This window comes from Rhodococcus sp. NPDC003322, from assembly GCF_053589555.1.
This window is the reverse complement of record NZ_JBSFSC010000001.1, coordinates 77,706-100,624: the sequence shown is the minus strand read 5'-3', so window position 1 is coordinate 100,624 and position 22,919 is coordinate 77,706. Positions and strand designations below refer to the sequence as shown.

Genomic DNA, 22,919 nt, shown 5'->3' with positions numbered 1-22,919 from the left:
GCGGATGAACACTCACATTGGCTGCATGATCTCCGAGGGGTGCACACATGGATACCGCCGACCAGCAGCCCCTCGTCGGGGAAGCACCTGAGAACACGGGCGAAGCTCTCCTCCGAGCGAGCTGGTTGCCACTGGCGCTGGTGTGTTTCACCGGTCTCGTCTCGGTCTTCAACGCATCGGTGCTGCCGATGGCGATCAGCGGGGTTGTCGAGGGCCTGGACACCACGATCTCGAACGTGCAGTTGGCGATCGTCGCGTACGGGGTGTTCGTGGCCGCCTTCACGGTCACGGGCGGCAAGATCAGCGGAGTCCTGGGTGCCAGGAACACCCAGCTGCTCGGCTTGACCGTCTACGCGGCCGGCATGCTGACCTGCTTTCTGGCACCGGCTGTCTCGGTGCTGATCGCCGGCGAAGCGGTCGCCGGCCTCGGCGGTGCTCTGCTGGTGCCCAACGCGCTGGCGATTCTCGGTCAGGCCTACTCGGGCACTCAGCGCACCGTTGCGGTGTCGATCCTGGCGGGCACCACCGGTATCGGTGCCGCGCTCGCGCTTCTGGCCGGTGGATTCCTCGTGCAGACCTGGGGCTGGCGGGCGCCCTTCCTGCTCCTGCTCGTCGTCATCGCGGGAACGATCGTCATCGCGCTCCGCGTCGTCCTTCCCCGAACGCCGTTCGCGGGCACCATCGACAAGACGAGCATCGCGCTGTCCGCCGTCGGTGTGCTCCTGCTGGTCGCCGCGATCAACCAGATCGGGTCGTGGGGCCTTCTCCTCGCCGCCGAGTCCGCGCCGGTGAGCGTGCTCGGCCTGTCACCCGTACTGGCGTTGCTGTTGCTCGGGGTCCTTGTCCTGCACGTGTTCGCGGCCCGCCAGCACTCCCTGCTCGACGACGGCCGGACGGCCCTGCTCGATCCCCAGGTCTGGGGGTCGGGGCTCAACCGCGCCTGCCTGAGTGGTCTGGTGGCGGTGAACCTGTTGATGGCCGGCGTGAGCTACCTGCTGCCGTTGTACACCCAGATGGTGCTGGGGAAGAGCCCGATGGGATCGGCTCTGATGCTGGTGCCGATCTCCCTGGCCGCGCTCGTCTCTGCCGCTGCCACACCGGTTTTGATGAGGCTGGTCGCGTGCCGCCGGCTGTTGACCGGTGCCCACGTGCTCGCGGCCGCGTCGGTGATCCTGCTGGCACTGACCATCTCGAACCAGTGGTCGGGCGGGTGGACCTGGCCCAGCGAGGTGTGCCTGGGTCTCGGTATCGGAGTCGGGTTGAGTGCGGGCAGTGCCCTTCTCATGGAGACCAGCCCGCCGTCGCTCTCCGGCGAGATCGGCAGCGCACGGGGTATGGCGAACTTCCTCGGGCTCTGCACCGGCACCGCCGTCGCGGGAGCCGTACTGATGGCCGTGCTCGCCCAGTCCGCCTCGAACCGGGTCGCCGACGACCCGGATCTGCGGTCCGACAGCAGGATCGAGGTGACCACCAGTTCGGTCAGCTTCGTCGAGAACGACGACCTCCGCGGCCGTCTCGCCGGACTGGAGCTGACCACGGCGCAGCTCGACCGGGCGGTGGGGATCAACGTCGAATCCAGACTGGTCGCCCTGCGCGCGAGCCTCTTCGTGCTCGGGCTGGCCGTACTGCTGCCGATCGTGACCTTCCGGCACCTGCCCGCTCGTCGGGAACAGGAGGAGTGAACGGCTTCGTCGGCAGCGCGCGCCGGGCCGATCAGGGTCGCGTCTCGAGGTCGTTCCCCGGCGCGATCGCGCCGCAGTCGGTGGGAGCGGGCAGCCCGGCGAAGCGGTCGCCCAGCCAGATGAATGCCTCCGGCGCCCAGGCGGCCATCGTGGGCACGTGGCTCAGTCCGTCGTACTGGGCGTACCGGATCTCGGTGTTGCCGGTGGCGCAGTACTGGCGGGCGAGGGCGCGCACGTCGCCCGCGACCATGACGCCGTCGCCGGGGCCGACGTTCGGCTTGTCGCCCGGGGTGCCTTCGATGACTCCGTTGGCGCCCTGGCCGATGAACATCGGAACCGTCGGGGTGGGGGCCTGGCCGAGGTTGACCTTGGCCGCCGCGGTCATGAACGGTTCGACGCTCGCCGGGTCCGCGTACTCGGGCTTGACCAGCTGCTGCCACGTCAGTCCGGGGTATTGGAAGAGGACGTTGGCGATCGACGCGTCCTGGATCCGGGTGAACAGCCGCTTGCCCTCGTCGTTGAGGTATTCGGAGAAGTCGATGTCGTAGGAGCGCGCGATACCGGCGATCGCCATCAATGCCACGCCGGACCAGCCGGTGCTGCCGCTGATGTAGGTCAGGTTGCGTGCGGGGTTGACGAGCACCCCGGCTTCGGCCGCGCCGACGAGGTTCTCGTTCACGTCGGGGGCGTAGTCGGGCGCCAGTGCGGCGGCCCAGTTGGTGGCGATGGCCCCACCGGAGTAGCCGAACAGTCCGACGCGGGTGCCGGCGTCGAGGCCCGTCTCGGTTGAGCGGGTGGCCGCGCGGATGGAGTCGAGGGTGTTCATGCCGTATTCGGGTCCGGCGGCGAAATCCGCGTTCTGGCCTTCGGTGTCGGCGACGATGACCGTGTACCCCTGGGCGAGGAGTACGGCGAGGAACTGGGCCTCCGAGGCGTTGACCGCGCCGCCGAAGGAGAAGTCCCCCGCGATCGCGCGCGACGGACTGTCGGCCGGGTTCATCGAGTCGTAGAACGATTGGTAGGCAACGGCCTTGGTTGGGTCGACGCCGGCGGGCGGCTTCAGCACCGAGGTGACGTTGGTGGTCGGTCGGCCCTGGGCGTCGGTCGTGCGGTACACGAGTTGGACCGCGGTGACCGGGGTGGGCAGGCTCGCGACGTGGTAGGGCATCGATCGGGTCGCAAGGACCGTGCCGGGTTCGATCGCGGCCAGGGGGGTGCCGTCGGTGTAGGTGTAGAAGGGGTCGGTCGTCGCCTGCGCAGCGGGAGCGATTCCTGCTGAGACGGCCATGGTCACCGATACGGCCGCCACCGCTCGTGCGACGGTCCGCGTCCTCGTCATCTGCACCTGTTCAACCTCCCCTGTGTGGACGTGATGGCTGTCACGTCGCGCAGGGAGATTACCGATCGGTAACCGGATCGACAAGAGCAAACTGGACAGATCCTGTTCGAGTGTCAGATGCGCGGGAGGGCCGAGCGAACCTGCCACCGCCACGGTGAGGGTGCTGGGTCAGGGCGAATCCGGCCCGCCGTCGGTGCCGGGGCGGCGGGGCCAGAGGAACCCGACCATGCCGGTGATCGCGAGGGTTAGTACTGCGGTGACGATCATCGTCCGACCCACACCGGTGGAGAAGGCGTCCACGGCCGCGGCGGTGACGTGCCCGGCGAGGTCGGCGGGGAGGGAGGCGAGGGCGTCCGCGAAGGACGACGAGTCGACCAGAGCGCGGTGGGCCTGGTCGACGTCGTCAGGCGTCAGGCCCGCCGCGTCGATCGCCTCCCGGCTGCCGGCGACGGTGAAGCCGCGGGCGAACGCGGTGAGCACCGCGACGCCGAGCGCCCCGCCGACCATGCTCGACATCTTGAACACCCCGGCCGCGGTTCCTGCCAGTGTCGCAGGGACGTCACCGACCGCGGTGTTCGAGATCGGGGTCGAAAGAAGGCCGAGGCCGAGCCCGATGACGATCAGCGCGGCCGTGACCAGCCACATGCTCGAATCCGAGTGCAGCGGCGCGAAGATCGCGAAACCGGTGGCCATCACCACCAGTCCGACCAGGACCGGGAATCGTGCGCCGCGCGTCGCCTCGAGCCTGCTGCCGAGCGGGATGAACGCGAAGATGCCGATCACCGCCGGCAGCATCAGCAGCCCGGCCTGCACCGCGCTGTAGCCGCGGGCGCTCTGCAGCCACAACACCAGTAGGTAGCTGAGGCCGGCGTAGGCGAGGTTCATCGTCAGGTTCGCGGTCAGTGCGCCGTCGAAGGGGCCAGTCCGAGCGGCACGTTGATCCAGAACAGCCACGCCCAGCCCACCGTGTCGGTGATGACCCCGCCGATCGCGGGCGCGACGGCCTGCCCGCCCCACGCCACGGCCTGCCACACCCCGAACGCGGTCAGCTGCGCCGCCCCGGAGAACTGGGGTGGGATCAGGGCCAGCGTCGCGGGCAGGATCAGCGCCGCGCCGATGCCCATCAGTCCGCGGCCGACGATGAGCGTGCCGACGTCGGGGGCGAGCGCCGCGACGACGGAGAACCCGGCGAACAGCAGGATGCCGAGCTGCAGCATGCGACGCCTGCCGAAGACGTCCCCGAACTTGCCGGCGGCGATCACCAGGGCGCCCGTCACGAGGCTGAACGCGTTGTTGGCCCACGACAGCGCGGACAGGTCCGCGCCGAAGTCGTCCGCGATCGTGGGGATCGCCACCCCGAGGTCGGCGAAGGCCAGCCACACCAGCCCGGCGGCGGTGCAGATGGCAGCGAGGGAGACCCAGCGCCGGCTCGGCGCCGTGTCCGGGGTGACGGTCCGGGTCTCGTCGGTCATTTCGTCGGCCCCCTCTGTCACGCGACGGCTGTCCGACAGTGTGCTCGCGGCATGGAGGCCGGTGGTTCACCCGGAAGGGGTGATCCGGGCCGGGTGGTCGGTTCGGCGGTCCTGATCGCAGGGCGAGCGGGCCTGCGGCGATTCAGTAGGGTGATGGGCATGGTGGACGACAGTCGGCTCCCGACCCTCGGCGAGCTGATCCGGCAGCAACGGGAGCTGGCGGCCGTCCCGATGCGCAAGTTCGCGGAGATGGTCGGGATCTCGAATCCCTATCTGTCCCAGATCGAACGCAACCTGCGCGAGCCCAGCGAACAGGTGCTCGACGCGATCGCCGAGCACCTGCACATGTCGGCGGACATGCTGACCGCGCAGGCGCGCCGTGACGACCCCGCCGCCGCGTCCGAGGTGATCGCCGCGATCCGTCGGGATCCCGATCTGACGAAGGCACAGCGGTCGGCACTCGAGGAGATGTACGGCACGTTCCGGGAGGTGACCGTCGCGAAGCGACGTCGCGGGGGATCGGCGAGCGACCGGACCGGGCCCACCGTCGGTGATCGGTCCGGTGACGACGCCTGATCTGCAACCGGATGCCGGTTTTTCATTGCAGTACAAGGTGATTGGCGGTTGCCGTTCGATCTCGCATCGCGTTTTCGGGGATGGTGATGCGCGTCGGCCCCAGGTGGTTCGGGTGAACCGGCCTGGGGTCGACGTGGTGACGCTGCCCGGCTATTTGAGGATCTCGCGGGCCGCGGTGGTAGCGGCCGTGCTGATGCCCTTGACCAGTGAGTTCTGCGCGTCCACGACCGCGCTGACCCAGTCCAGCCTGGTGGCGCCCGCGATCGACGTGTTGAAGTCGAGCACGGAGGCCACGGCCTTCTCGTAGGCGTCGATCGTGAGATTGCCGCTCAGTTTCGCGGCGTCGACGAACTTCTCGTTGAGTCCCTGCACCCGCTCGAGATTCTCGTCGAAGGACCTGGTGAGCGACTCGACGCCGTCGGTGACGACGTTCTTGGCGCCGGTGCCGGCGGTGTTCGCGTTCGTGCTCGTGGCGGTCTGTGTGGCCATGTGGATGTCTCCTCGGTGTCTCCGGGATGCGGTGCGCCCCGACTCTGATGTGTTCCTTGACGTACTCGGACGGCTTGTTAGCAAGTTAGCACGATGAATGCTAACGGTCGAGGGGTTAGCCGAAAACGTAGGTTCCCGGGGCGTCGCCGAGTGTCGGATGGGCGTCGCTGCCCATCGGCGGCGGCGCCTGCAACTCGCCGGCCCGAGCGCCGGCCCAGTCCGCCCAGTCCTCCCACCACGACACCGGGGTCCGCTCTGCGGACCCCCGCCACGATGTCGAATCCTCAGGAAGCGCCGCAGAATTCGACTCCGGTCCGCCGACCGATTCGATCCAGCACCGCTTCCCCGGCGGATTGACGATCCCGGCGATGTGCCCGCCGTTGGACAGCACATAGCGGACCCGGCCGCCGAAGAGCCGCGCGCCCGCGTACGACGAGGTCCACGGCACGATGTGGTCGTCGATCGCCCCGACAACGTACACGTCGTCTGCCATGTCGCCCAGGGAGATCGTGCGCCCCGCGATCTCGAACGTGCCCTCCGCCAAACGGTTCTCGCCGTAGAGGGTGCGTAGGTACGTGCTGTGCATCGTCGCCGGCATCCGGGTCGAGTCCTCGTTCCACGCCAGCAGGTCGAACGCCGGCGGCTCCTCACCGAGCATCCAGCGGCTGATCCAGTACCGGAAGATCAAGTCGTCGGCACGCAGCAGGTCGAAGGTCAACGACATGTTCGCGCCGTCGAGGTAGCCGTCGGCGGCCATCAGCGTGTCGAGGGCCTCGCGGGACCGTTCGTCGGAGAGCAGGCCCAACTGGCCGGGCTCGGCGTAGTCGAGCAGGGTGTTCGCCAGTGTGAGCGTGCCCAGTCGCCGGTCGCCCGCGCCGGCGAGGTATGCCGCCGCGATCGACGCCATCGCGCCGCCGAGACACAGTCCGACGACGTCGACCTTCGGCGCGCCGGTGATCTCGCCGATCGCGTCCATCGCCGCTGCTGCCCCGTGCGTGAGGTAGTCGTCGAACGTTATCCCGCTCATCGACTCGTCGGGGTTGCGGTAGGAGATGAGGAACACCGTGCGGTGGTGCCGGATCGCCCACTCGACGAAGCTCCGGTCCGGCCCGATGTCCATGATGTAGTACTTGTTGATCCACGGCGGGCACGCCAACAGCGGCGTCGCGTACACCTGCTCGGTCTGCGGCGAGTACTGGATCAGCTCGATCAGGTCGTTGCGGTACACCACCTTGCCGGGGGTGGCGGCCATGTTCTCCCCGACGGTGAAGGCGCCGTCGGGCACGCGCTTCGGCCGGCCGCCGCGCGTGACGACGTCCTCCACCAGGTACGACGCACCGCGGGCCAGGCTCTTGCCGCCGGTGGTGATCGCCCGGGTGAGCACCTCGGGGTTGGTGATCGGATTGTTGGTGGGGGCGGCGGCGTCGAATAGCAATTGCACGAACTGGCGTGCCTTGGCCGTGGTGAACTCGTCGTCCGCGCCCGCGTCGACCAGGCTGTCGGCGTACGAGCGGGTGGCGAGGTACGACCGCAGCACGGAGTAGTACGCCGGGTTGTCCCGCCACGCCGGATTGCGGAAGCGGGCGTCGTCGGGCAGCGGGGAGGCGTGCCGGGTTCCGATCGCGACGCACGCGGCCTCGGACGGGATCTGCGCCAGGTCCAGCGCGAACCGTCCGGTGGCGGCGGTGACTGCACCCGGGTTGCGCACGGCGCAGCGGGCGACCGACGCGGTCGACGAGAGCCAGCCGACGGGGTCGACATGGGCGGTGAACTGGCGTTTTGCAGACTCAAACATGGCCGCCTCCATTCAGGTAGCGCAGGACCATCTGGGCGACGCACACCGGTCGATCCACGCCGGTGGCGGTGAAGGTCAGGGTCGTGGTCAGCTGGTGGCCGTCTGCGCACGGCGCCACCGACGTGATGTCGGCGACCGCGCTGACCCAGGAGCCGACCGGTACCGGCGCGGGGAAACGGACCTTGTCGAGCCCGTAGTTGATCACTTGGCCGGAGTCGGTGACCTCGAGCAGGTCGAAGAAGAGTTCGACCGCGAGCGAGAGGGTGAGGTAGCCGTGGGCGATCGTCGTTCCGTACGGTCCGACGGCGGCCCTCTCGGGATCGACGTGGATCCACTGGTGGTCGCCGGTGGCGGCGGCGAACTGGTTGATTCGGTCCTGGGTGACCAGGATCGGAGACGACGCCCCGAGTCGGGCGCCCGCGAGGCCGGGAAGGTTCGCCATGGTGACGGTGTGCGTCACCGGGCCGGTGGGTGTGGTGGTCATCGCATCCCCCTTGTACGCGGATTCGAGGTTCACTCGAATCCCAGGAAATTTCTCTGAGACTGCACTGTTGGTCTTTTGATCGTGGACCGAGTCCGGGTCAATGGAAATTGTTACCCGGCGTCCGTGAATTAATGAAATTCACACCGATCGAGCCGGAGCATATAGCCGAATGGGTCGGCGTACACGCCGGGGGTTCCTGTACTACCTGTACGAATGTCCAGGTAGTACAGGAACTTTCGGTGGGTGTGCCTTCGGGTGAGGTCGTGAATCGGGAGTCGGGTTTCGATATGGGATTGAACGGAACAATTCCTTCGGGAAACTACCGGTGGGTAGATATTTGACCTACTTACCGGACAGTTGGAATTGGAATCACAGTAATTGTCCGAATTGGCCGGTATTGCAATTTCCGAATTCCGGTGCGAATGGCGAACGGGTGGCCGGTTGACGCACGCATCTGCCTGCGTGCAGTATAGAACACATGTTCGAAGCGTCTTCCCCGCTTCGGGCCTGCCGTCGGTGCTCTGTCGGCATGGTCGAAGCGGGAGGAGTGCGTGGTGGGGTGGAACAACGGGCCGCCGACATGGTCGGAGATGGAACGGGTGCTCTCGGGGCGCTCGGGCCGCAACCCGCCGGAGGCCATGTATCCCGGTGACGGCAGCGACAGCCCGGCATGGTCCCGCAAACGCGGTGTCTACCAGGCCGATCGCATCGTTTCGGAGGTCGGCCCGGTCGTGCCCTACGCGGAACTGCACGCGCACTCCGCGTTCAGCTTCCTCGACGGCGCCGGGCAGCCGGAGGAACTGGTGGAGGAGGCGGTTCGCCTCGGGCTCGAGGCGATCGCCCTGACCGACCACGACGGGCTCTACGGGGTGGTCCGGTTCGCGGAAGCCGCGAAGGAGCTGCGCGTGCGGACCGTCTTCGGTGCCGAGTTGTCGCTTCCGGCAACGGGTGCCGTGGCCGCGCCACCGCGCACCGGGATCCCGGACCCGGACGGCACCCACCTGCTGGTGCTGGCCCGCGGGCAGGAGGGCTACCGGCGGCTGTCCCGGCAGATCGCCGCCGCGCACCTGGCGGGCGGGCAGAAGGGCAATCCGCGCTACGACCTCGACACCCTGACCGAGGCCGCCGGTGGGCACTGGCAGATTCTCACCGGATGTCGCAAGGGTCACGTGCGTGCAGCGCTCGAGGCCGGCGGATTGTCCGCCGCCGAGGTCGAATTACGCTCACTGGTCGAGAGATTCGGCGCCGACCGGGTTGCGGTCGAGCTCACCGCGCAGGGGGTCGTCGAGGACGACGAACGCAACGCCGCGCTGGCCGAACTCGCTCACCGCTGCGGTCTGCCGGTCGTCGCGACCACCGCTGCCCACTTCGCCGCACCCGACCGGAGCCGTCTGGCGATGGCGATGGCCGCGGTCCGCGCCCGCCGGTCCCTCGACGAGGCCGCCGGCTGGCTCGCCCCCACCGGGGGTGCCCACCTGCGCTCCGGTGCCGAGATGACCCGGCTGTTCGCCGACCACCCGTCGGCGGTGCCGACGGCGGCCGAACTCGGCCGGGAGTGCGCGTTCGACCTCGCGCTCATCGCGCCGAAGCTGCCGCCGTTCGACGTGCCCGACGGGCACACCGAGGACACGTGGCTGCGGGAACTGACCATGGCAGGCGCCCGCCGCCGCTACGGCACCCCCGGCGAGCGGCCCGACGCCTACCGACAGATCGAGCACGAGCTGGGAATCGTTGCGCAACTGGGGTTCCCGGGATACTTCCTGGTGGTGCACGACATCGTCTCGTTCTGCAAGCGCAGCGACATCCTCTGTCAGGGTCGCGGCTCGGCGGCCAACTCGGCAGTCTGCTACGCCATCGGCATCACCAACGTGGACCCGGTCGGCAACAAACTGCTCTTCGAGCGGTTCCTGTCCCCGGAGCGGGACGGTCCGCCGGACATCGACGTCGACATCGAGTCGGACCGGCGCGAGGAGGCCATCCAGTACGTCTACAACCGGTACGGACGCGAGTACGCCGCGCAGGTCGCGAACGTCATCACCTATCGCGGCAAGATGGCGGTGCGGGACATGGCCCGCGCCCTCGGTTACTCGCAGGGCCAGCAGGACGCGTGGAGCAAACAGGTCAGCCGGTGGTCCGGTGTGAAGGACGAGACGGGAACCGACATCCCGCGGGCCGTTCTCGACCTGGCCGGTGAGATCGAGGGTTTCCCGAGGCATCTGGGTATCCACTCGGGAGGCATGGTGATCTGCGATCGGCCGATCGCGGACGTGTGCCCGGTCGAGTGGGCGAGGATGGAGAACCGCAGTGTCCTGCAGTGGGACAAGGACGACTGCGCGGCGGTCGGGCTGGTCAAGTTCGACCTGCTCGGCCTCGGCATGCTCTCCGCACTGCACTACATGATCGACCTGGTTGCCGAGCACAAGGGCGTCGAGGTGGACCTGGCGCATCTGGACCTGTCCGAGGCGGCGGTCTACGAGATGCTGTGCCGCGCCGACTCGGTGGGTGTGTTCCAGGTGGAGTCGCGGGCCCAGATGGCGACGCTGCCGCGTCTGAAGCCGCGCACGTTCTACGACCTGGTGGTGGAGGTGGCGCTGATCCGGCCCGGTCCGATTCAGGGCGGCTCGGTGCATCCCTACATCCGGCGGCGCAACGGCCGCGAACCCGTCACCTACGACCACCCCAGCCTGGAGCACTCGCTCGAACGGACCCTCGGGGTGCCGCTGTTCCAGGAACAGTTGATGCAGATGGCCGTCGACGTCGCCGGGTTCACCGCCGCGGAGGCGGATCGGTTGCGGCGGGCAATGGGCTCGAAACGGTCCCCGCAGAAGATGGAGCGGCTCAAGGGTCGGCTGTACGAGGGCATGCGGGAGTTGCACGGCATCACCGGCGAGGTCGCCGACCGGATCTACGAGAAGCTGTACGCCTTCGCGAATTTCGGTTTCCCCGAAAGTCATTCGCAGTCGTTCGCCTCGTTGGTGTTCTACTCTGCGTGGTTCAAGCTGCACCACCCCGCCGCGTTCTGCGCCGGTCTGCTGCGCGCGCAGCCGATGGGCTTCTACTCGCCGCAGTCGCTGGTCGCCGACGCCCGTAGGCACGGTGTGGTGGTGCACGGCCCGGACGTGAACTTCAGCCTCGCCTACGCGGGCCTGGAGCAAGGCGGCACCGAGGTCCGGCTGGGGCTCGGTGAGGTGCGGCACATCGGGTCCGCGCTGGCGGAGAAGATCGTCGCCGCCCGAGTGGAGGGCGGCCCGTTCGCCTCGCTGCTCGACCTGACCGGCCGGGTGGAACTGACCACCGCGCAGGCGGAGTCGCTGGCCACGGCGGGCGCGCTCGCCGGTTTCGCCGGGACCCGCAGGCAGGCGCTGTGGGCGGCCGGGGCCGCGGCGGGGGAGCGGCCCGACCGGCTGCCGGGTACCGGGGCCTCGGTGACCGCGCCGACGCTGCCCGGGATGAGCGACGTGGAACTGGCGGCTGCCGACGTGTGGGCGACCGGGGTCTCGCCGGACTCGTACCCGACCCAGTTCCTGCGGCCGCAGCTCGACGCGCTGGGGGTGGTCCCGGCGTCGCGGCTGCTTTCGGTGCCGGATGGGGACCGGGTGCTGGTCGGCGGGGCGGTCACGCACCGGCAGCGGCCCGCGACCGCGGCGGGCGTCACCTTCATCAACCTCGAGGACGAGACCGGGATGGTCAACGTCGTCTGCTCGGTGGGGCTGTGGGCGCGGTACCGCACCCTCGCGCACACCGCGCCGGCACTGCTGGTGCGTGGTCGGGTGCAGAACGCGGAGGGTGCGGTGACGGTGGTCGCGGACCGGCTGCAGCGGATGGACCTGCGGATGGCCGGAAGGTCCCGTGACTTCCGCTGACGCCGGCGTGACCCGCGCCACCCCCGTGCGTTGTGGGGAACAGGGCCCGCCGCACTCTGGTTCAGATACCCCAGGGGGTATGATTGCCTCTGGATCCGAGGAAGGGAGTCGACGTGAAGGTCGTCATCGTGGGTGGCGTCGCCGGCGGAATGTCCGCCGCGACCAGGCTGCGCCGGCTGAACGAGGACGCGCAGATCGTGGTGTTCGAGCGGGGAGCGCACGTCTCGTTCGCCAACTGCGGCCTGCCGTACTACGCGGGCGGGGTGATCGAGGACCGTGAGGCGCTGTTGCTGCAGACGCCAGAGTCCCTCGCGGCCCGGTTCGAGCTCGACGTGCGCGTGCGCACCGAGGTGACCGCGATCGACCCCGCCGCGCGCACCGTCACGGTGCGCGACCTGGCCACCGGCGCCGAGACGGTCGAGTCGTACGACGAACTCGTCCTCAGCCCCGGCGCGAACCCGATCGTCCCGGACGTTGCCGGTGTCGAGCGCGCGCTGGTGCTGCGTGACGTCGACGACGTGGACCGTCTGGTCGGTGCGCTCGACGCGCAGGCCGCGACGAACGATGCGGCCCATGTCCCTGCCCGGACCGCGGTGATCGTCGGGGCCGGCTTCATCGGTGTGGAACTGGCCGAGAACCTGCGCCGCCGCGGCCTCGACGTCACGATCGTCGAACTCGCCGACCAGGTGCTCGCGCCGCTCGACCCGGAGATGGCCGCGCCCGTCGCGGACGAGTTGCGTGCCAACGGGGTTCGGATCGAACTCGGCACCCAGGTCACCGCGGTCGGCGCCGACGACGTCACGCTGTCCGACGACCGGGTCCTGCCCGCGGACGTCGTGGTGATGGCGATCGGCGTGCGTCCGGAATCCGGGCTCGCGGTCGCGGCGGGCATCGCGATCGGTCCCCGCGGCGGCATCGCGGTCGACGAGCGGATGCGCACCTCCTCCGAGCACGTCTACGCGGTCGGTGACGCGGTCGAGAAGATCGACGCCGTCTCCGGTCAGCCCGGACTAGTTCCGCTGGCCAACCCGGCGAACCGGCAGGGCCGGCTGGTCGCGGACGTGATCTCCGGGCTGCCAGTGCGTCCGCGTCCCGTCGTCGGCACCGCGATCGTCGGCGTGTTCTCCCTGATGGCCGCCGCCGTGGGCTGGAACGAGAAGCGGCTGCGGGTCGCGGGTCGGCCCTACCGCGCGATCCACACCCACCCGCAGTCGCACGCCGGGTACTACCCCGGAGCCCAGGGGATGTCCCTCAAGCTCCTCGTGGACCCGGACACCGACGCGATCCTCGGCGCCCAGGGCGTCGGTGGGGAGGGTGTCGACAAGCGCATCGACGTGATCGCGACCGCGATGGTCGGTGGCATCGCCGCGTCCGAACTCGCCGACCTGGAACTCGCATACGCGCCGCAGTTCGGCTCCGCGAAGGATCCGGTGAACATGCTCGGTTACATCGCAGACAACCTGCGGAGCGGGACCGCCGCGACGGTCCAGTGGCACGAGTTGCCCGCTGCGCTGGACGCAGGCGCCGCGCTCGTCGACGTTCGCACGCCCGAGGAGTTCGCGGCCGGGTCGATCCCCGGTGCCGTCAACATCGAACTCGACGCGCTGCGGGGGCGGGCCGACGAGCTGCCCGCCGGTGAGCTCGTCGTGACCTGCCAGGTCGGCCAGCGCGGGCACACCGCGGCCCGCATCCTCCGCCAGCTCGGTCGCGACGTCCGCAACCTGGACGGCGGGTACCGCACCTGGAGCGCCGGACGCGCCCACGCGGACGTCCTCGTCTGACCCACCCTTTCGGGAATTGCCCCCGGTCCATCGGGGGCTTTTTCCGGCCCGGTCATATACCCCCACCCGTATTTACGAGAAGGATGTTCAATGCCATGACCACCACCGACACCGACAAGAACGCCCCGCCGCGGGAGCAGGTGCACGGCCTGATGGCGCGACTCGGCGCCACGATGGCCGACCGCTTCAAGCTCGTCGTCATCGCCTGGATCGCCGTCGTCGTCGCGCTGGGCGCCGCCGCGCCCAGCGTGTTCAGCTCGCTCGCCGGCGCAGGCTGGCAGGCCGACGGCTCCGAGTCCGTCCAGGTCCGCGAGCTCGCGCAGGAGCACTTCGGCGGCACCGGATCCGACGCGCTGCAGGTTGTCGTGCACTCCGAGACACACACCGTGGACGACCCCGAGATGGCGGCCGCGATCGCCGGCGTCACCGGCGTCCTCGACGCCGACTCCCGCATCTCCCAGGTGGTGCCGCCGCAGCCGGGCATGACGATCAGCCCCGACGGGCACACCGCGATCGTGCTCGGCGGCGCGGGCGCCGACCCGAACACGATGGTCACCGCCGCCGGCGACCTCGCCGACCCGCTCGCCGCGGTCGCCACGGACAACATCGAGATCCACCCCACCGGCGCGTCCGCGCTGTGGAGCGACTTCAACGCCGCCAACCACGACGCGATGATCAAGGCCGAGATGTTCTCCTGGCCGGTCACCCTCGCGATCATGGTGCTCGCGTTCGGCTCCCTGGTCGCGGCGGGTCTGCCGCTGCTGCTGACGATGGCCGGTCTGGTCGCGTCGGCGGGCGCGCTGGTGCTGCTGAACGAGCTCACTCCGATCTCGGTGTGGGCGATGAACTTCGCGATGATGTTCGCCCTCGCGCTCGGCATCGACTACGCGCTGTTCCTGGTCGTCCGCTTCCGGGACGCGCTGCGTAACGGCGCGAGCTCCCGGATGGCCGTCGCCGAGACGATGGCGACCGCGGGCAAGGCGGTGCTGCTGTCCGGCTTGACGGTGCTCGTCAGCCTGTCGGCGGTGCTGCTGGTGCCCGCCCCAGCGGTGCGCACCATGGCGGTCGGCATCATGCTGGCCGTGGTGTTCGTGCTCGCCGCGACGCTGACCCTGCTGCCCGCGGTGCTGGGCAAGCTGGGCGGCAAGGTGAACAAGGGGGCGCTGCCGTACGCCAAGCGTCAGGAGCACCGGTCGCCGGTGTTCTCCCGCTGGGGTGCGCTGGTGAACCGTCGGCCGTGGCCGCTCGCCGTCGGCGCGCTGATCGTCCTGGTGTTGCTCTCGATCCCGGTGTTCGGCCTGAAGGTGGCCATGCCGTCGATCCAGGTCGTGCCCGAGGACGCCGCCGTGCGGCAGGGCTACGAGATCGTGCAGGAACAGATGGGTGCAGGCGTGCCCGGCACGCTGCAGATCGTCGCGAACGCACAGGACGCCGACGAGGTGGCGCGGGTCGCCGCCACCACCGAGGGCGTCGCGATGGTGAGCCCGGCCATGCCTGCGGCCGACGACTCCGGCCTGGTGCTGCTTCAGGCGGTGCCGGACGTCGACCCGTCCGACCCCGCGCTGGCAGGCACGCTGGACCGGCTGCGGGCGGACCTGCCCGAATCGGCAGTGGTCGGTGGCGCCCCCGCCGAGAACCTCGACCTGCAGCAGGCGCTGAACGACTACCTGCCGATCGTGATGGCGGTGATCCTGGTCCTGGGCTTCCTGTTGCTGCTGATCGCGCTGCGTGCGCCGCTGGTGGCGCTGATGGGCACGGTCGTCAGCCTGCTGTCCACCGGTGCCGCGTTCGGAGTGGCGAAGCTGATCTTCCAGGACGGTCACGGCGCGGGCCTGCTCGGCTTCGAGCCCCAGGGCTTCCTCGACGGCTGGGGGCCGGTGTTCTTCTTCGCGATGATCTTCGCGATCGCGATGGACTACACGGTGTTCCTGCTCTCGACCGTCAAGGAGCACTACGAGCGCACCGGTGACGCCGCGGCCGCACAGGTCGAGGGCATGGCGCACTCGGGACGGGTCATCTTCGCGGCCGCTGCGGTGATGGTCGGCGTGTTCTTCAGCTTCGCGCTCGCCGAGCCGCTGCCGCCCAAGGAGATGGGCATCATCCTCGGCGTCGCGGTGCTGCTCGACGCGGTCCTGGTCCGGCTGGTGCTGCTGCCCGCGCTGCTGCGCATCACCGGCCGTGCCGCCTGGTGGTCACCGGCGTGGCTGCGTCGCCTGCTGCCCGAGATCAGCTTCTCGCACGGCTGAGTTCGATGGACGGCTGCGCCGTCAGTGCTCCGGATCGGGCTCGACGTCCGCGTCCGTGTCCGATCCGGAGCCGGCGTCGGTGTCGGGTTCGGTGTCGGGTTCGGTGTCGAGGGCGCTGACCGCGATGCCGTACGGCAGGAACCGGACTCGCCGGTGCGAGTCGGTGTTGCTCTTGTTCGCGCGCAGCGCGTCGAGTTCGGTGGCGTACACCTGCTCGACCGTCGCGGCACCGTCGTCGCCGACGACGAAGACCGCCCAGACCCCGTCGGCGGCCGGTCGGCTGTCCTTCCGGCGTGGATAGGTCGCCGTCCACCCGGGGCCGCTCGACCGCACCGTCTCGAACCCGGCTTCACCGAGAAGGTTGCCGAACTTGTCGAAGGCGTCGCGCAGTCCCGCCCCCACCTCACGGGCCAGCCGGTCGAGGTCCTCGGGATCGAATCCGAAGGGCCGGTTCTCGCTCATGGCGTCACTCCTGATGTTCTGGCGGTGGTGCCACCAGTGTGGGCCCGATCACCCGGTAGTGCCAGGAGTTTCACCCAACCCCTTCCGGATACCCCGAGGGGTACCCTGGGGAGTAACAGACATCCGAAAAGAAAGTGCAGGTGTCCCATGACCGGAGACGAGGAGAGCATCGCACAGGTGCTGAACCGGCTGCGCCGGGCGCAGGGGCAGCTCGCGGGCGTGATCTCGATGATCGAGAACGGTCGCGACTGCAAGGACGTGGTCACCCAGCTCGCCGCGGTGTCGCGGGCGCTGGACCGGGCCGGGTTCAAGATCGTGGCGACCGGACTGCGGGACTGCCTCGAGGGCACGAACCGGGAGAACCAGGAGCCGATGACCGAGGCGGAGCTCGAGAAGCTCTTCCTCGCGCTGGCGTGACGGGGATGGACGCCGCGGCCTGGGACGAGCGCTACCGGGACAGGCCCGACCCGTGGGGCAGCGAACCCGCGGAGACGATCCGGCAGCGCCTCGCCGGCGCGGCACCCGGCCGCGCAGTGGACCTGGCCTGCGGCGACGGCCGGCACGCCCGGTGGCTGGACCGCCACGGGTGGACGGTCACCGCCGTCGACCACTCCGCGGTCGCCATCGACCAGGCCCGTGACAAGGACACCGACGGCCGGATCGACTGGCAGGTCGGTGACGTCACCGACTGGGCGCCTGCCGGCCCGGTAGACCTGGTGCTGCTGAGCTTCCTGCACCTGCCGATCGCACTGTTGCGGGAGCTGATCTCGGCCGCTGCCGGGTGGCTGGCCCCCGGCGGCAGGCTGGTGTACCTGGGGCATTCCGCCGAGAACTACCACCGCGGCGTCGGCGGCCCGCCCGACCCGGCGATCCTGCCCGGAATCGCCGACCTCGCGGCCGCGGCCGAGGGCCTGCGGGTCCACGCGCTCGAACACGTGCTGCGCCCCCAGGGCGACGGCACCGCCGTCGACATCCTGCTCGACGCCTCGCCGTGGGAGTTGCCATCGCACCGGTGAACCGGCACGGCACACCGGCCATCGCACCAACGAAAGGACGACAAGACATGGAACTCGGCATCGGAGCCACCCTCGCCACGGACTTCGACGACGCGGTCGCACGCACCCGGGCCGCCCTGCAGGAGCAGGGGTTCGGCGTGCTGACCGAGATAGACATGCAGGCCACCCTCAAGGCGAAGGTCGGTGCCGAGCTCGACCGGTACCTGATCCTCGGCGCGTGCAATCCGGGCCTGGCGAACCGGGCCGTCGGCATCGACCCGCAGATCGGTCTGCTGTTGCCGTGCAACGTGGTCGTGCGCGCGAACGGCGACGGCGTGGTCGTCGAGGCGATGAACCCCCAGCTGATGGTCGAGGTCACCGGCAATCCGCAGCTCGCGGTCGTCGCGGACGAGGCGGCTGGATTGCTGCGGGCGGCGATCGGTTCCCTCGCCGCCTGACGGTCGACGGGCCGCGCGGCGAGATCGTCGGCGCGGCAGGATGTGTCCCGAATGACGGTGTGGTGAGGAGAGGCCCGCCGAGCGCGTAGATTGCTCTCTGTTCGTCACCCGAATGGAGTACGCATGTCTGTGGGAATTGGGGTCAGGATCGGCAGCCTGGTGTCGACTCTGGTGGTCGCGTCGAATGAGCCGGGCACCCCAGATCCGATCGTCATCGTCCGGGACACCGTGCTCTACGTCGGCTCCAACAGTGAGGTGGTCCTCGGCGGCGGAGATCCGCCGGAGGGCAGCACGTTCGTCAGCACGGTCTCGGGTTTCGTTGCCCGCGTCGGAGATCCGGAGGGGGTGGCCGCCAGCGACGGCACCCGATACCGCGCCGAGGACGTGGTGGCCTCCGCCATGCGCGCCCTGGTGCGTGAGTGCGAACCGCTGCCCACCTTCGGCGGCCGCGACGGCGGCGCTCCCGCGGTGGTCGCCTCCTACCCGTCGATGTGGGAGGCCGACCTCGTCGCCGATCTGCGCAACTCGCTGAACTACGCGGGCCTGAACGAGATTTCACTCGTCTCGGATGCGGAGGCGGCGTGCGCCTGGTTCGAGTCCGAGGTCGCGGAGAAGCCCGGCCAGTTGATCGGCAGCTACCACGTCGACGATGCGGGCGCGACGGTCACGCTGGTCCGCTCGGGGGTCTCGAGCGGCCGGTCGTTCCGGTTCGCCGCCGGTCGTGGATCGTCGCCGACCGCGCAGTTGTCCACGGCACTGGGCGCATTCGGCTGGTTGCCGTCGAACCTCGATGCGGTGGTGGTCACCGCCGACGGACTGGTCGCCCGCGACGACGTCGCGTTGCGCGGAGTCGCGGACGCGCTCGCCGGGAAGTTCGGCGTGCACGTCGTCGTCGGTCCCGGACCCGAACAGGCCGCGGCACTCGGTGCCGCGATCCTCGCGGCCGGATTCCGCAGCTCGACCCGGCCGAACAAGCCGATCGGGCTGCCGCCCTCCTACGACGTCACCGAGGTGCTCACCGCGATCCGCGGGCCGCTGCTGCCACCCGAGGTCACCGCCGGCGAGACGGTGACCCCGAGCGAGGCGGCGGTGGCGGTCGACGGTGGGGAGCCGGTCGTGGAGGCGGAGTCGACGGTGGTGACCGTCGAGCCGGAGCCCGAGCCCGAGACCGAGGTGCAGGCCGAGTCGGTGTCCACCCCGGACGGGGCGGGGGGATCGCTCGGCCGGGTCGTGCTGTGGCTGATCGTCGGCCTCGCGGTGTTCGCCCTCGTCGCGGCCGTGGTGGTGTTCTTCGCGCTCTGACCGGGCGTTCCTCGCAACGGGAGTGTGGTCGGCTCGCGCTTGTCACCTCACAACCCGTGTTTGTCGCCCGGGTATCCTGGCGCCCATGCCGCTCTCGCCCCGGGTCCCCGAACTGGCTGCTCTCGATGTCCTGGTATCCGTTGCGCGGCTGGGCAGCATGGGTGCGGCCGGTCGTGAACACGGCCTCAGTCAGCAGGCCGTCAGCGCCCGGGTGCGCTCGGCCGAGCGGCAGCTCGGCATCAAGGTGTTCGATCGCGCCACCACCGGCGTGACCCCCACCTACGAGGGCGGTCTCGTGCTCGAGTGGGCGACGGGAACACTCACCGCCGCAGAGCATCTCGCCTCCGGCATCTCCGCGCTGAGAGGGGAACGGGAGGCGAACCTGACCGTCGCCGCGAGCATGACCATCGCCGAGTACCTGGTGCCGGGGTGGACCGTCACCATGCGCCGCAAGAACCCGAACGTGGTGACGTCGGTGCGGTTGCTCAACTCAACCGACGTGGCCATCCAGGTGCTCGCCGGCGACGCCGACCTCGGGTTCGTCGAGGGGCCCGAGGTGCCCGCCGGTCTCGACTCGCGCGAAGTCGCCCGCGACGAACTGGTGGTCGTGGTTCCGCCCGGCCACCCCTGGGCGAGGTCCGGTCCGATCGCCCCGGCCGAGCTCGCCCGCACCCCGCTGATCCAGCGCGAGTTCGGGTCCGGTACCCGCACGACATTGGAGAAGGCGGTCCCCGGCTGCGTGGCCCCGCTGCTCGAACTGACGTCCTGCACCGCGGTCAAGGCCGCCGTCGTCGCCGGGAACGCGCCCGCGGTGGTGTCGTCGTTGGCGGTTGCCGCCGACCTGAACGATGGCCGCCTCGTTGCCGTCGACCTGAAGGGCCTGCGGATTCCACGGCGGTTGCAGGCGGTGTGGGACCGCGACCGCGGGCTGCGCGGTTCGGCCCGCGAGTTCCTCGACATCGCTGCGGGCGCGCGGTGAGCGTCACCCCGTGATTCGCGCACGGCGAGTCCAATTCTTCCCGCCGAGGTGACGGCGGGTCATCCTGATCGGGTGTACCGGTCCGATGCGTTTGAACTCGTCACAGCCGAACGTCAGGGCTTCTGCCCGTCGTGCGCGCACCCGGCGTGCACGACGGGCCCGGGTCGAATTGCCCGACTGATCGGGCTCCGTCCGGCACCGGCGCGCTGCGCGGAGATCCTGATGATCGATCACGCCGCGTCGTGTGCCATGTACTGCCAGTGCCGCGATCCGTTCCACGGCGCCTGACGGACCCGCCCGGTGGGGTCGGACTCCGCTCGTGACCTCGTCGGGATCCGCGGCCAGGTCGTACAGCTCGCGGTGGGCGCGGGGTTCGAGGCGGTTCCTGCCCAGCGCCGCCCGCGCCGCGCAGCTACCCGGCCACACCGTGCGGGCCTGCGGACGCGGCGCAGAATCCTCGGTGGGCTCGACCGAAACGCTCGTATGCTGGCTCACGTGCCCGTGTGGGACGGTCGCGACTACGCCGAGGTGAGTGCGCTGCAACGCACGCTCGCCGGGCAGGCGCTGGCTCACCTCGCCCTGGACGGTGACGAGCGCCTCCTCGACGTCGGCTGCGGGGACGGGTACGTCACCCTCGAACTCGCGCGGCGGCTACCCCGCGGATCGGTGGTGGGGGTGGACGCGTCGCCCCGGATGGTCGAGACGGCGGCGCGCAGGCCCGTGCCGGACGGCACCTCGGTTCGGTTCCTGACCGCCGACGCCCGCGACCTGCCGTTCGTCGGCGAGTTCGACGTCGTGGTCTCGTTCAATGCGTTGCACTGGGTGCCCGACCAGCGGCGGGCGCTGGCGGCCGTGGCCCGGACGCTGCGGACCGGCGGGCGTGCGGTGGTGCAACTGGTGTGCGCGAGCGAGCGTCCCGGCGTCGAGGATGTCGAGATGGACGTGACCCGACGGGCCGAGTGGGCCGCGGAGTTCGCCGGTTTCGTCGCCCCGTATGTGCACCCCGGCCCCGAGTCGTACTCCGCGCTCGCCGAATCCGTGGGGTTGACGGTGACCGGCCTGCGCACGTGGGACATGCAGTGGGACTTCGGTTCTCGTGCGGACTTCACGCGTTGGTGCACCGTCGGATCCACCGACTGGACGGGTCGTCTCGCCCCGGACCGGGCGGATCGGTTCATGGCCGAGGTGGTCGCGGCCTACGAGGAGGTCGCAGGCGGGCCGGGGCTGTTCCGGTTCACCCAGATGCGGGTGGAGATGCGCCGGGCGGGCGACGGTGATCGCCGGCCGTGACCGAGTGCGAACCGTGTGTCAGACCCCGCCCGCGAAGCCGTGCTGGCGCCACGCCTCGTAGGTCACCACCGCGGCCGCGTTCGACAGGTTAAGCGAGCGTCGACCCGGGATCATCGGGATGCGCACCCGCGCGGTGACGTGCGGATCGGCGAGGACCTCCTCCGACAGGCCCGTCGGCTCGGGCCCGAACAGGAGCACGTCACCGGGGCGGTACTCGATGTCGGCGTAGCTCGTCTCGGCGTGCGCGGTGAAGGCGTACACGCGTTCCGGGGCCAGCGCGGCCCACGCCGCCTCCAGGTCCGTGTGCACCGTCACCGATGCCAGGTCGTGGTAGTCCAGGCCCGCCCGCCGCAGCTTCGGCTCGGACAGGTCGAACCCCAGCGGCTCCACCAGGTGCAGTTCGCACCCGGTGCCCGCGACGAGGCGGATCGCGTTGCCCGTGTTGGGAGGGATGCGGGGCTCGTGGAACAGCAGACGGAACACCCGATCAGCTTGCCACCGGCCGTGGCGGGCGTGGTCGGCAACCCGGCATGCCGGTGTGTCGCGTCGTATGGTTGAGCAATCCCACAGGAGGCCGACGCCCATGGACATGCCACCGGAAGCGCTGCGACGGATCGCCGAGGACCAGGTCGTGTGGCTCACGACCGTCGCAGACAGCGGAACCCCCGCCCCGAACCCGGTGTGGTTCGTGCCCGACGGTGCGGACCTGGTCGTGTTCACCCCGCCGGGCTCACGCAAGGTGCACAACATCGGCCTGCGACCGACGGTGTCGCTGAACTTCAACTCGGACGAACTCGGCGGGGACATCGTCGTCATCACCGGCACCGCCAGTCTGACGCCGAACGTGCTGCCGAGCAGCAACCATCCCTACGTCGACAAGTATTCGGCCGCCATCACCTCGGAACTGCGGACGACCATCGGCGAGATCGACCGCCTGTACAACACCGAAGTTCGGATCACACCGAGCCGGGTCAGACTCACGCCGCCCGCATGAGGGTCGGGTAGCAGACGTCGGATGGCTGCCGGACACGCACTGCCGGTCTCGCCTGTCGCCGGGGCAGGGCAGTATCGGGGCATGGCAGAAGAGATCCAGGAATTCGTCGGCGAGGACTTCTCGGATGCCCGGCTGGCGCGCCAGCACTGGGTCGGGAGGCACTACACCGCCTGCACCTTCCGCGATGCGGACCTCAGCGAACTGCGGACCGAGCACGTCGTGTTCACCGACTGCGACTTCACGGGGGCCGACCTGACCGACTCGAAGCACACCGTGACCGCGTTCCGATCCTGCACCTTCGCGCGGACAACGCTGTGGCACAGTGCATTCCACAGTTCGACGGTGCTCGGGTCGACGTTCGAGCAGTGCCGGATGCGGCCGATCGAATTCGACGAGGTGGATTTCACCCTCGCCTCCCTCGGGAAGGCGGACCTGCGCGGCGTCGACTTCACCGACTGCCGGCTGCGCGAGGCCAACCTCGTCGAGGCCGATCTCCGGAAGGCGGACCTCCGCGCCGTTGACCTGCACGGCGCCCGCACCTTCGGGGTCCGACTCGAGGAAGCGGACCTGCGGGGCGCGCACGCCGACGCCGGCCTGTGGACGAATGCGAAACTCGGGGGCGCCAAGATCGACCTCACCCAGGCGGTCGCCCTGGCCGCCGCGCACGGACTGGTCGTCGAGCATTGAGTCCCGAGCCCCGGCGCCCGACCGG

General features: G+C 69.8%; 19 protein-coding genes and 1 pseudogene. 13 read left to right on the top strand and 7 right to left on the bottom strand.

The window, feature by feature from the left end; all coding sequences use genetic code 11:
- Positions 1-47: 47 nt before the first annotated feature.
- Positions 48-1,682, top strand: coding sequence for an MFS transporter (locus tag ACWDUM_RS00490; protein ID WP_450132474.1), 1,635 nt, complete (start codon positions 48-50; stop codon positions 1,680-1,682).
- A 31-nt stretch (positions 1,683-1,713) separates the two neighbouring features.
- Here ACWDUM_RS00490 and ACWDUM_RS00485 read toward each other — a convergent pair whose 3' ends face one another.
- Positions 1,714-2,970 (bottom strand): lipase family protein, encoded by a 1,257-nt coding sequence (locus ACWDUM_RS00485; protein WP_450132473.1) that lies wholly within the window; start codon positions 2,968-2,970, stop codon positions 1,714-1,716.
- 219 nt (positions 2,971-3,189) lie between these two features.
- Positions 3,190-4,493 (bottom strand): annotated as a pseudogene (locus ACWDUM_RS00480) (MFS transporter).
- 159 nt (positions 4,494-4,652) lie between these two features.
- Between ACWDUM_RS00480 and ACWDUM_RS00475 the strand changes: the two are divergent.
- Positions 4,653-5,069 carry a helix-turn-helix domain-containing protein gene (locus tag ACWDUM_RS00475; protein WP_450132472.1) on the top strand — a complete coding sequence of 139 codons (417 nt, stop codon included), beginning with the start codon at positions 4,653-4,655 and terminating at the stop codon, positions 5,067-5,069.
- 150 nt (positions 5,070-5,219) lie between these two features.
- On the opposite strand, the gene ACWDUM_RS00470 is transcribed toward ACWDUM_RS00475, so the two are convergent.
- The 3 genes from ACWDUM_RS00470 to ACWDUM_RS00460 form a co-directional block, all read right to left on the bottom strand.
- Positions 5,220-5,558 carry a hypothetical protein gene (locus ACWDUM_RS00470; protein ID WP_450132471.1) on the bottom strand — a complete coding sequence of 113 codons (339 nt, stop codon included), beginning with the start codon at positions 5,556-5,558 and terminating at the stop codon, positions 5,220-5,222.
- Positions 5,559-5,673: 115 nt separating this feature from the next.
- Positions 5,674-7,353 (bottom strand): PHA/PHB synthase family protein, encoded by a 1,680-nt coding sequence (locus tag ACWDUM_RS00465; protein WP_450132470.1) that lies wholly within the window; start codon positions 7,351-7,353, stop codon positions 5,674-5,676.
- A complete protein-coding gene (locus ACWDUM_RS00460) occupies positions 7,346-7,837 on the bottom strand; it encodes a MaoC family dehydratase (protein WP_450132469.1) in 492 nt (163 codons plus the stop codon). Before ACWDUM_RS00460 ends, ACWDUM_RS00465 begins: the two co-directional genes overlap by 8 nt.
- A gap of 554 nt (positions 7,838-8,391) precedes the next feature.
- On the opposite strand from ACWDUM_RS00460, the gene ACWDUM_RS00455 reads away from it, so the two are divergent.
- The 3 genes from ACWDUM_RS00455 to ACWDUM_RS00445 all read left to right on the top strand — a co-directional run bounded on the left by ACWDUM_RS00455 (position 8,392) and on the right by ACWDUM_RS00445 (position 15,727).
- Complete coding sequence (locus tag ACWDUM_RS00455; RefSeq protein WP_450132468.1) at positions 8,392-11,700, top strand: error-prone DNA polymerase; 3,309 nt, start codon at positions 8,392-8,394, stop codon at positions 11,698-11,700.
- A gap of 113 nt (positions 11,701-11,813) precedes the next feature.
- A complete protein-coding gene (locus ACWDUM_RS00450) occupies positions 11,814-13,481 on the top strand; it encodes an FAD-dependent oxidoreductase (RefSeq protein WP_450132467.1) in 1,668 nt (555 codons plus the stop codon).
- A 95-nt stretch (positions 13,482-13,576) separates the two neighbouring features.
- Positions 13,577-15,727, top strand: coding sequence for an MMPL family transporter (locus ACWDUM_RS00445; RefSeq protein WP_450132466.1), 2,151 nt, complete (start codon positions 13,577-13,579; stop codon positions 15,725-15,727).
- 21 nt (positions 15,728-15,748) lie between these two features.
- Here ACWDUM_RS00445 and ACWDUM_RS00440 read toward each other — a convergent pair whose 3' ends face one another.
- A complete protein-coding gene (locus ACWDUM_RS00440) occupies positions 15,749-16,189 on the bottom strand; it encodes a hypothetical protein (protein WP_450132465.1) in 441 nt (146 codons plus the stop codon).
- Positions 16,190-16,336: 147 nt separating this feature from the next.
- Here ACWDUM_RS00440 and ACWDUM_RS00435 point away from each other — a divergent pair, with 147 nt between their 5' ends.
- The 6 genes from ACWDUM_RS00435 to ACWDUM_RS00410 all read left to right on the top strand — a co-directional run bounded on the left by ACWDUM_RS00435 (position 16,337) and on the right by ACWDUM_RS00410 (position 21,213).
- On the top strand, positions 16,337-16,606 hold the full coding sequence (locus tag ACWDUM_RS00435; RefSeq protein ID WP_450113463.1) for a metal-sensitive transcriptional regulator: 270 nt from the start codon (positions 16,337-16,339) through the stop codon (positions 16,604-16,606).
- A 5-nt stretch (positions 16,607-16,611) separates the two neighbouring features.
- Positions 16,612-17,205: a class I SAM-dependent methyltransferase gene (locus tag ACWDUM_RS00430; RefSeq protein WP_450132464.1), complete on the top strand. Its 594-nt coding sequence runs from the start codon at positions 16,612-16,614 to the stop codon at positions 17,203-17,205.
- A 47-nt stretch (positions 17,206-17,252) separates the two neighbouring features.
- Positions 17,253-17,642, top strand: coding sequence for a DUF302 domain-containing protein (locus tag ACWDUM_RS00425; RefSeq protein WP_450132463.1), 390 nt, complete (start codon positions 17,253-17,255; stop codon positions 17,640-17,642).
- Positions 17,643-17,765: 123 nt separating this feature from the next.
- On the top strand, positions 17,766-18,944 hold the full coding sequence (locus ACWDUM_RS00420; RefSeq protein ID WP_450132462.1) for a hypothetical protein: 1,179 nt from the start codon (positions 17,766-17,768) through the stop codon (positions 18,942-18,944).
- 85 nt (positions 18,945-19,029) lie between these two features.
- Positions 19,030-19,923 (top strand): LysR family transcriptional regulator, encoded by an 894-nt coding sequence (locus ACWDUM_RS00415; RefSeq protein ID WP_450132461.1) that lies wholly within the window; start codon positions 19,030-19,032, stop codon positions 19,921-19,923.
- Positions 19,924-20,418: 495 nt separating this feature from the next.
- A complete protein-coding gene (locus ACWDUM_RS00410) occupies positions 20,419-21,213 on the top strand; it encodes a class I SAM-dependent methyltransferase (RefSeq protein WP_450132460.1) in 795 nt (264 codons plus the stop codon).
- A gap of 18 nt (positions 21,214-21,231) precedes the next feature.
- Here ACWDUM_RS00410 and ACWDUM_RS00405 read toward each other — a convergent pair whose 3' ends face one another.
- Entirely contained in the window at positions 21,232-21,696 is a 465-nt protein-coding gene (locus ACWDUM_RS00405; protein WP_450113468.1) for a tRNA (cytidine(34)-2'-O)-methyltransferase, read from the bottom strand.
- A 100-nt stretch (positions 21,697-21,796) separates the two neighbouring features.
- Here ACWDUM_RS00405 and ACWDUM_RS00400 point away from each other — a divergent pair, with 100 nt between their 5' ends.
- Together ACWDUM_RS00400 and ACWDUM_RS00395 are read left to right on the top strand one after the other, a co-directional pair.
- Positions 21,797-22,207, top strand: coding sequence for a pyridoxamine 5'-phosphate oxidase family protein (locus ACWDUM_RS00400; RefSeq protein ID WP_450132459.1), 411 nt, complete (start codon positions 21,797-21,799; stop codon positions 22,205-22,207).
- 81 nt (positions 22,208-22,288) lie between these two features.
- Positions 22,289-22,894: a pentapeptide repeat-containing protein gene (locus tag ACWDUM_RS00395; protein ID WP_450132458.1), complete on the top strand. Its 606-nt coding sequence runs from the start codon at positions 22,289-22,291 to the stop codon at positions 22,892-22,894.
- The last annotated feature ends 25 nt before the right edge of the window (positions 22,895-22,919 follow it).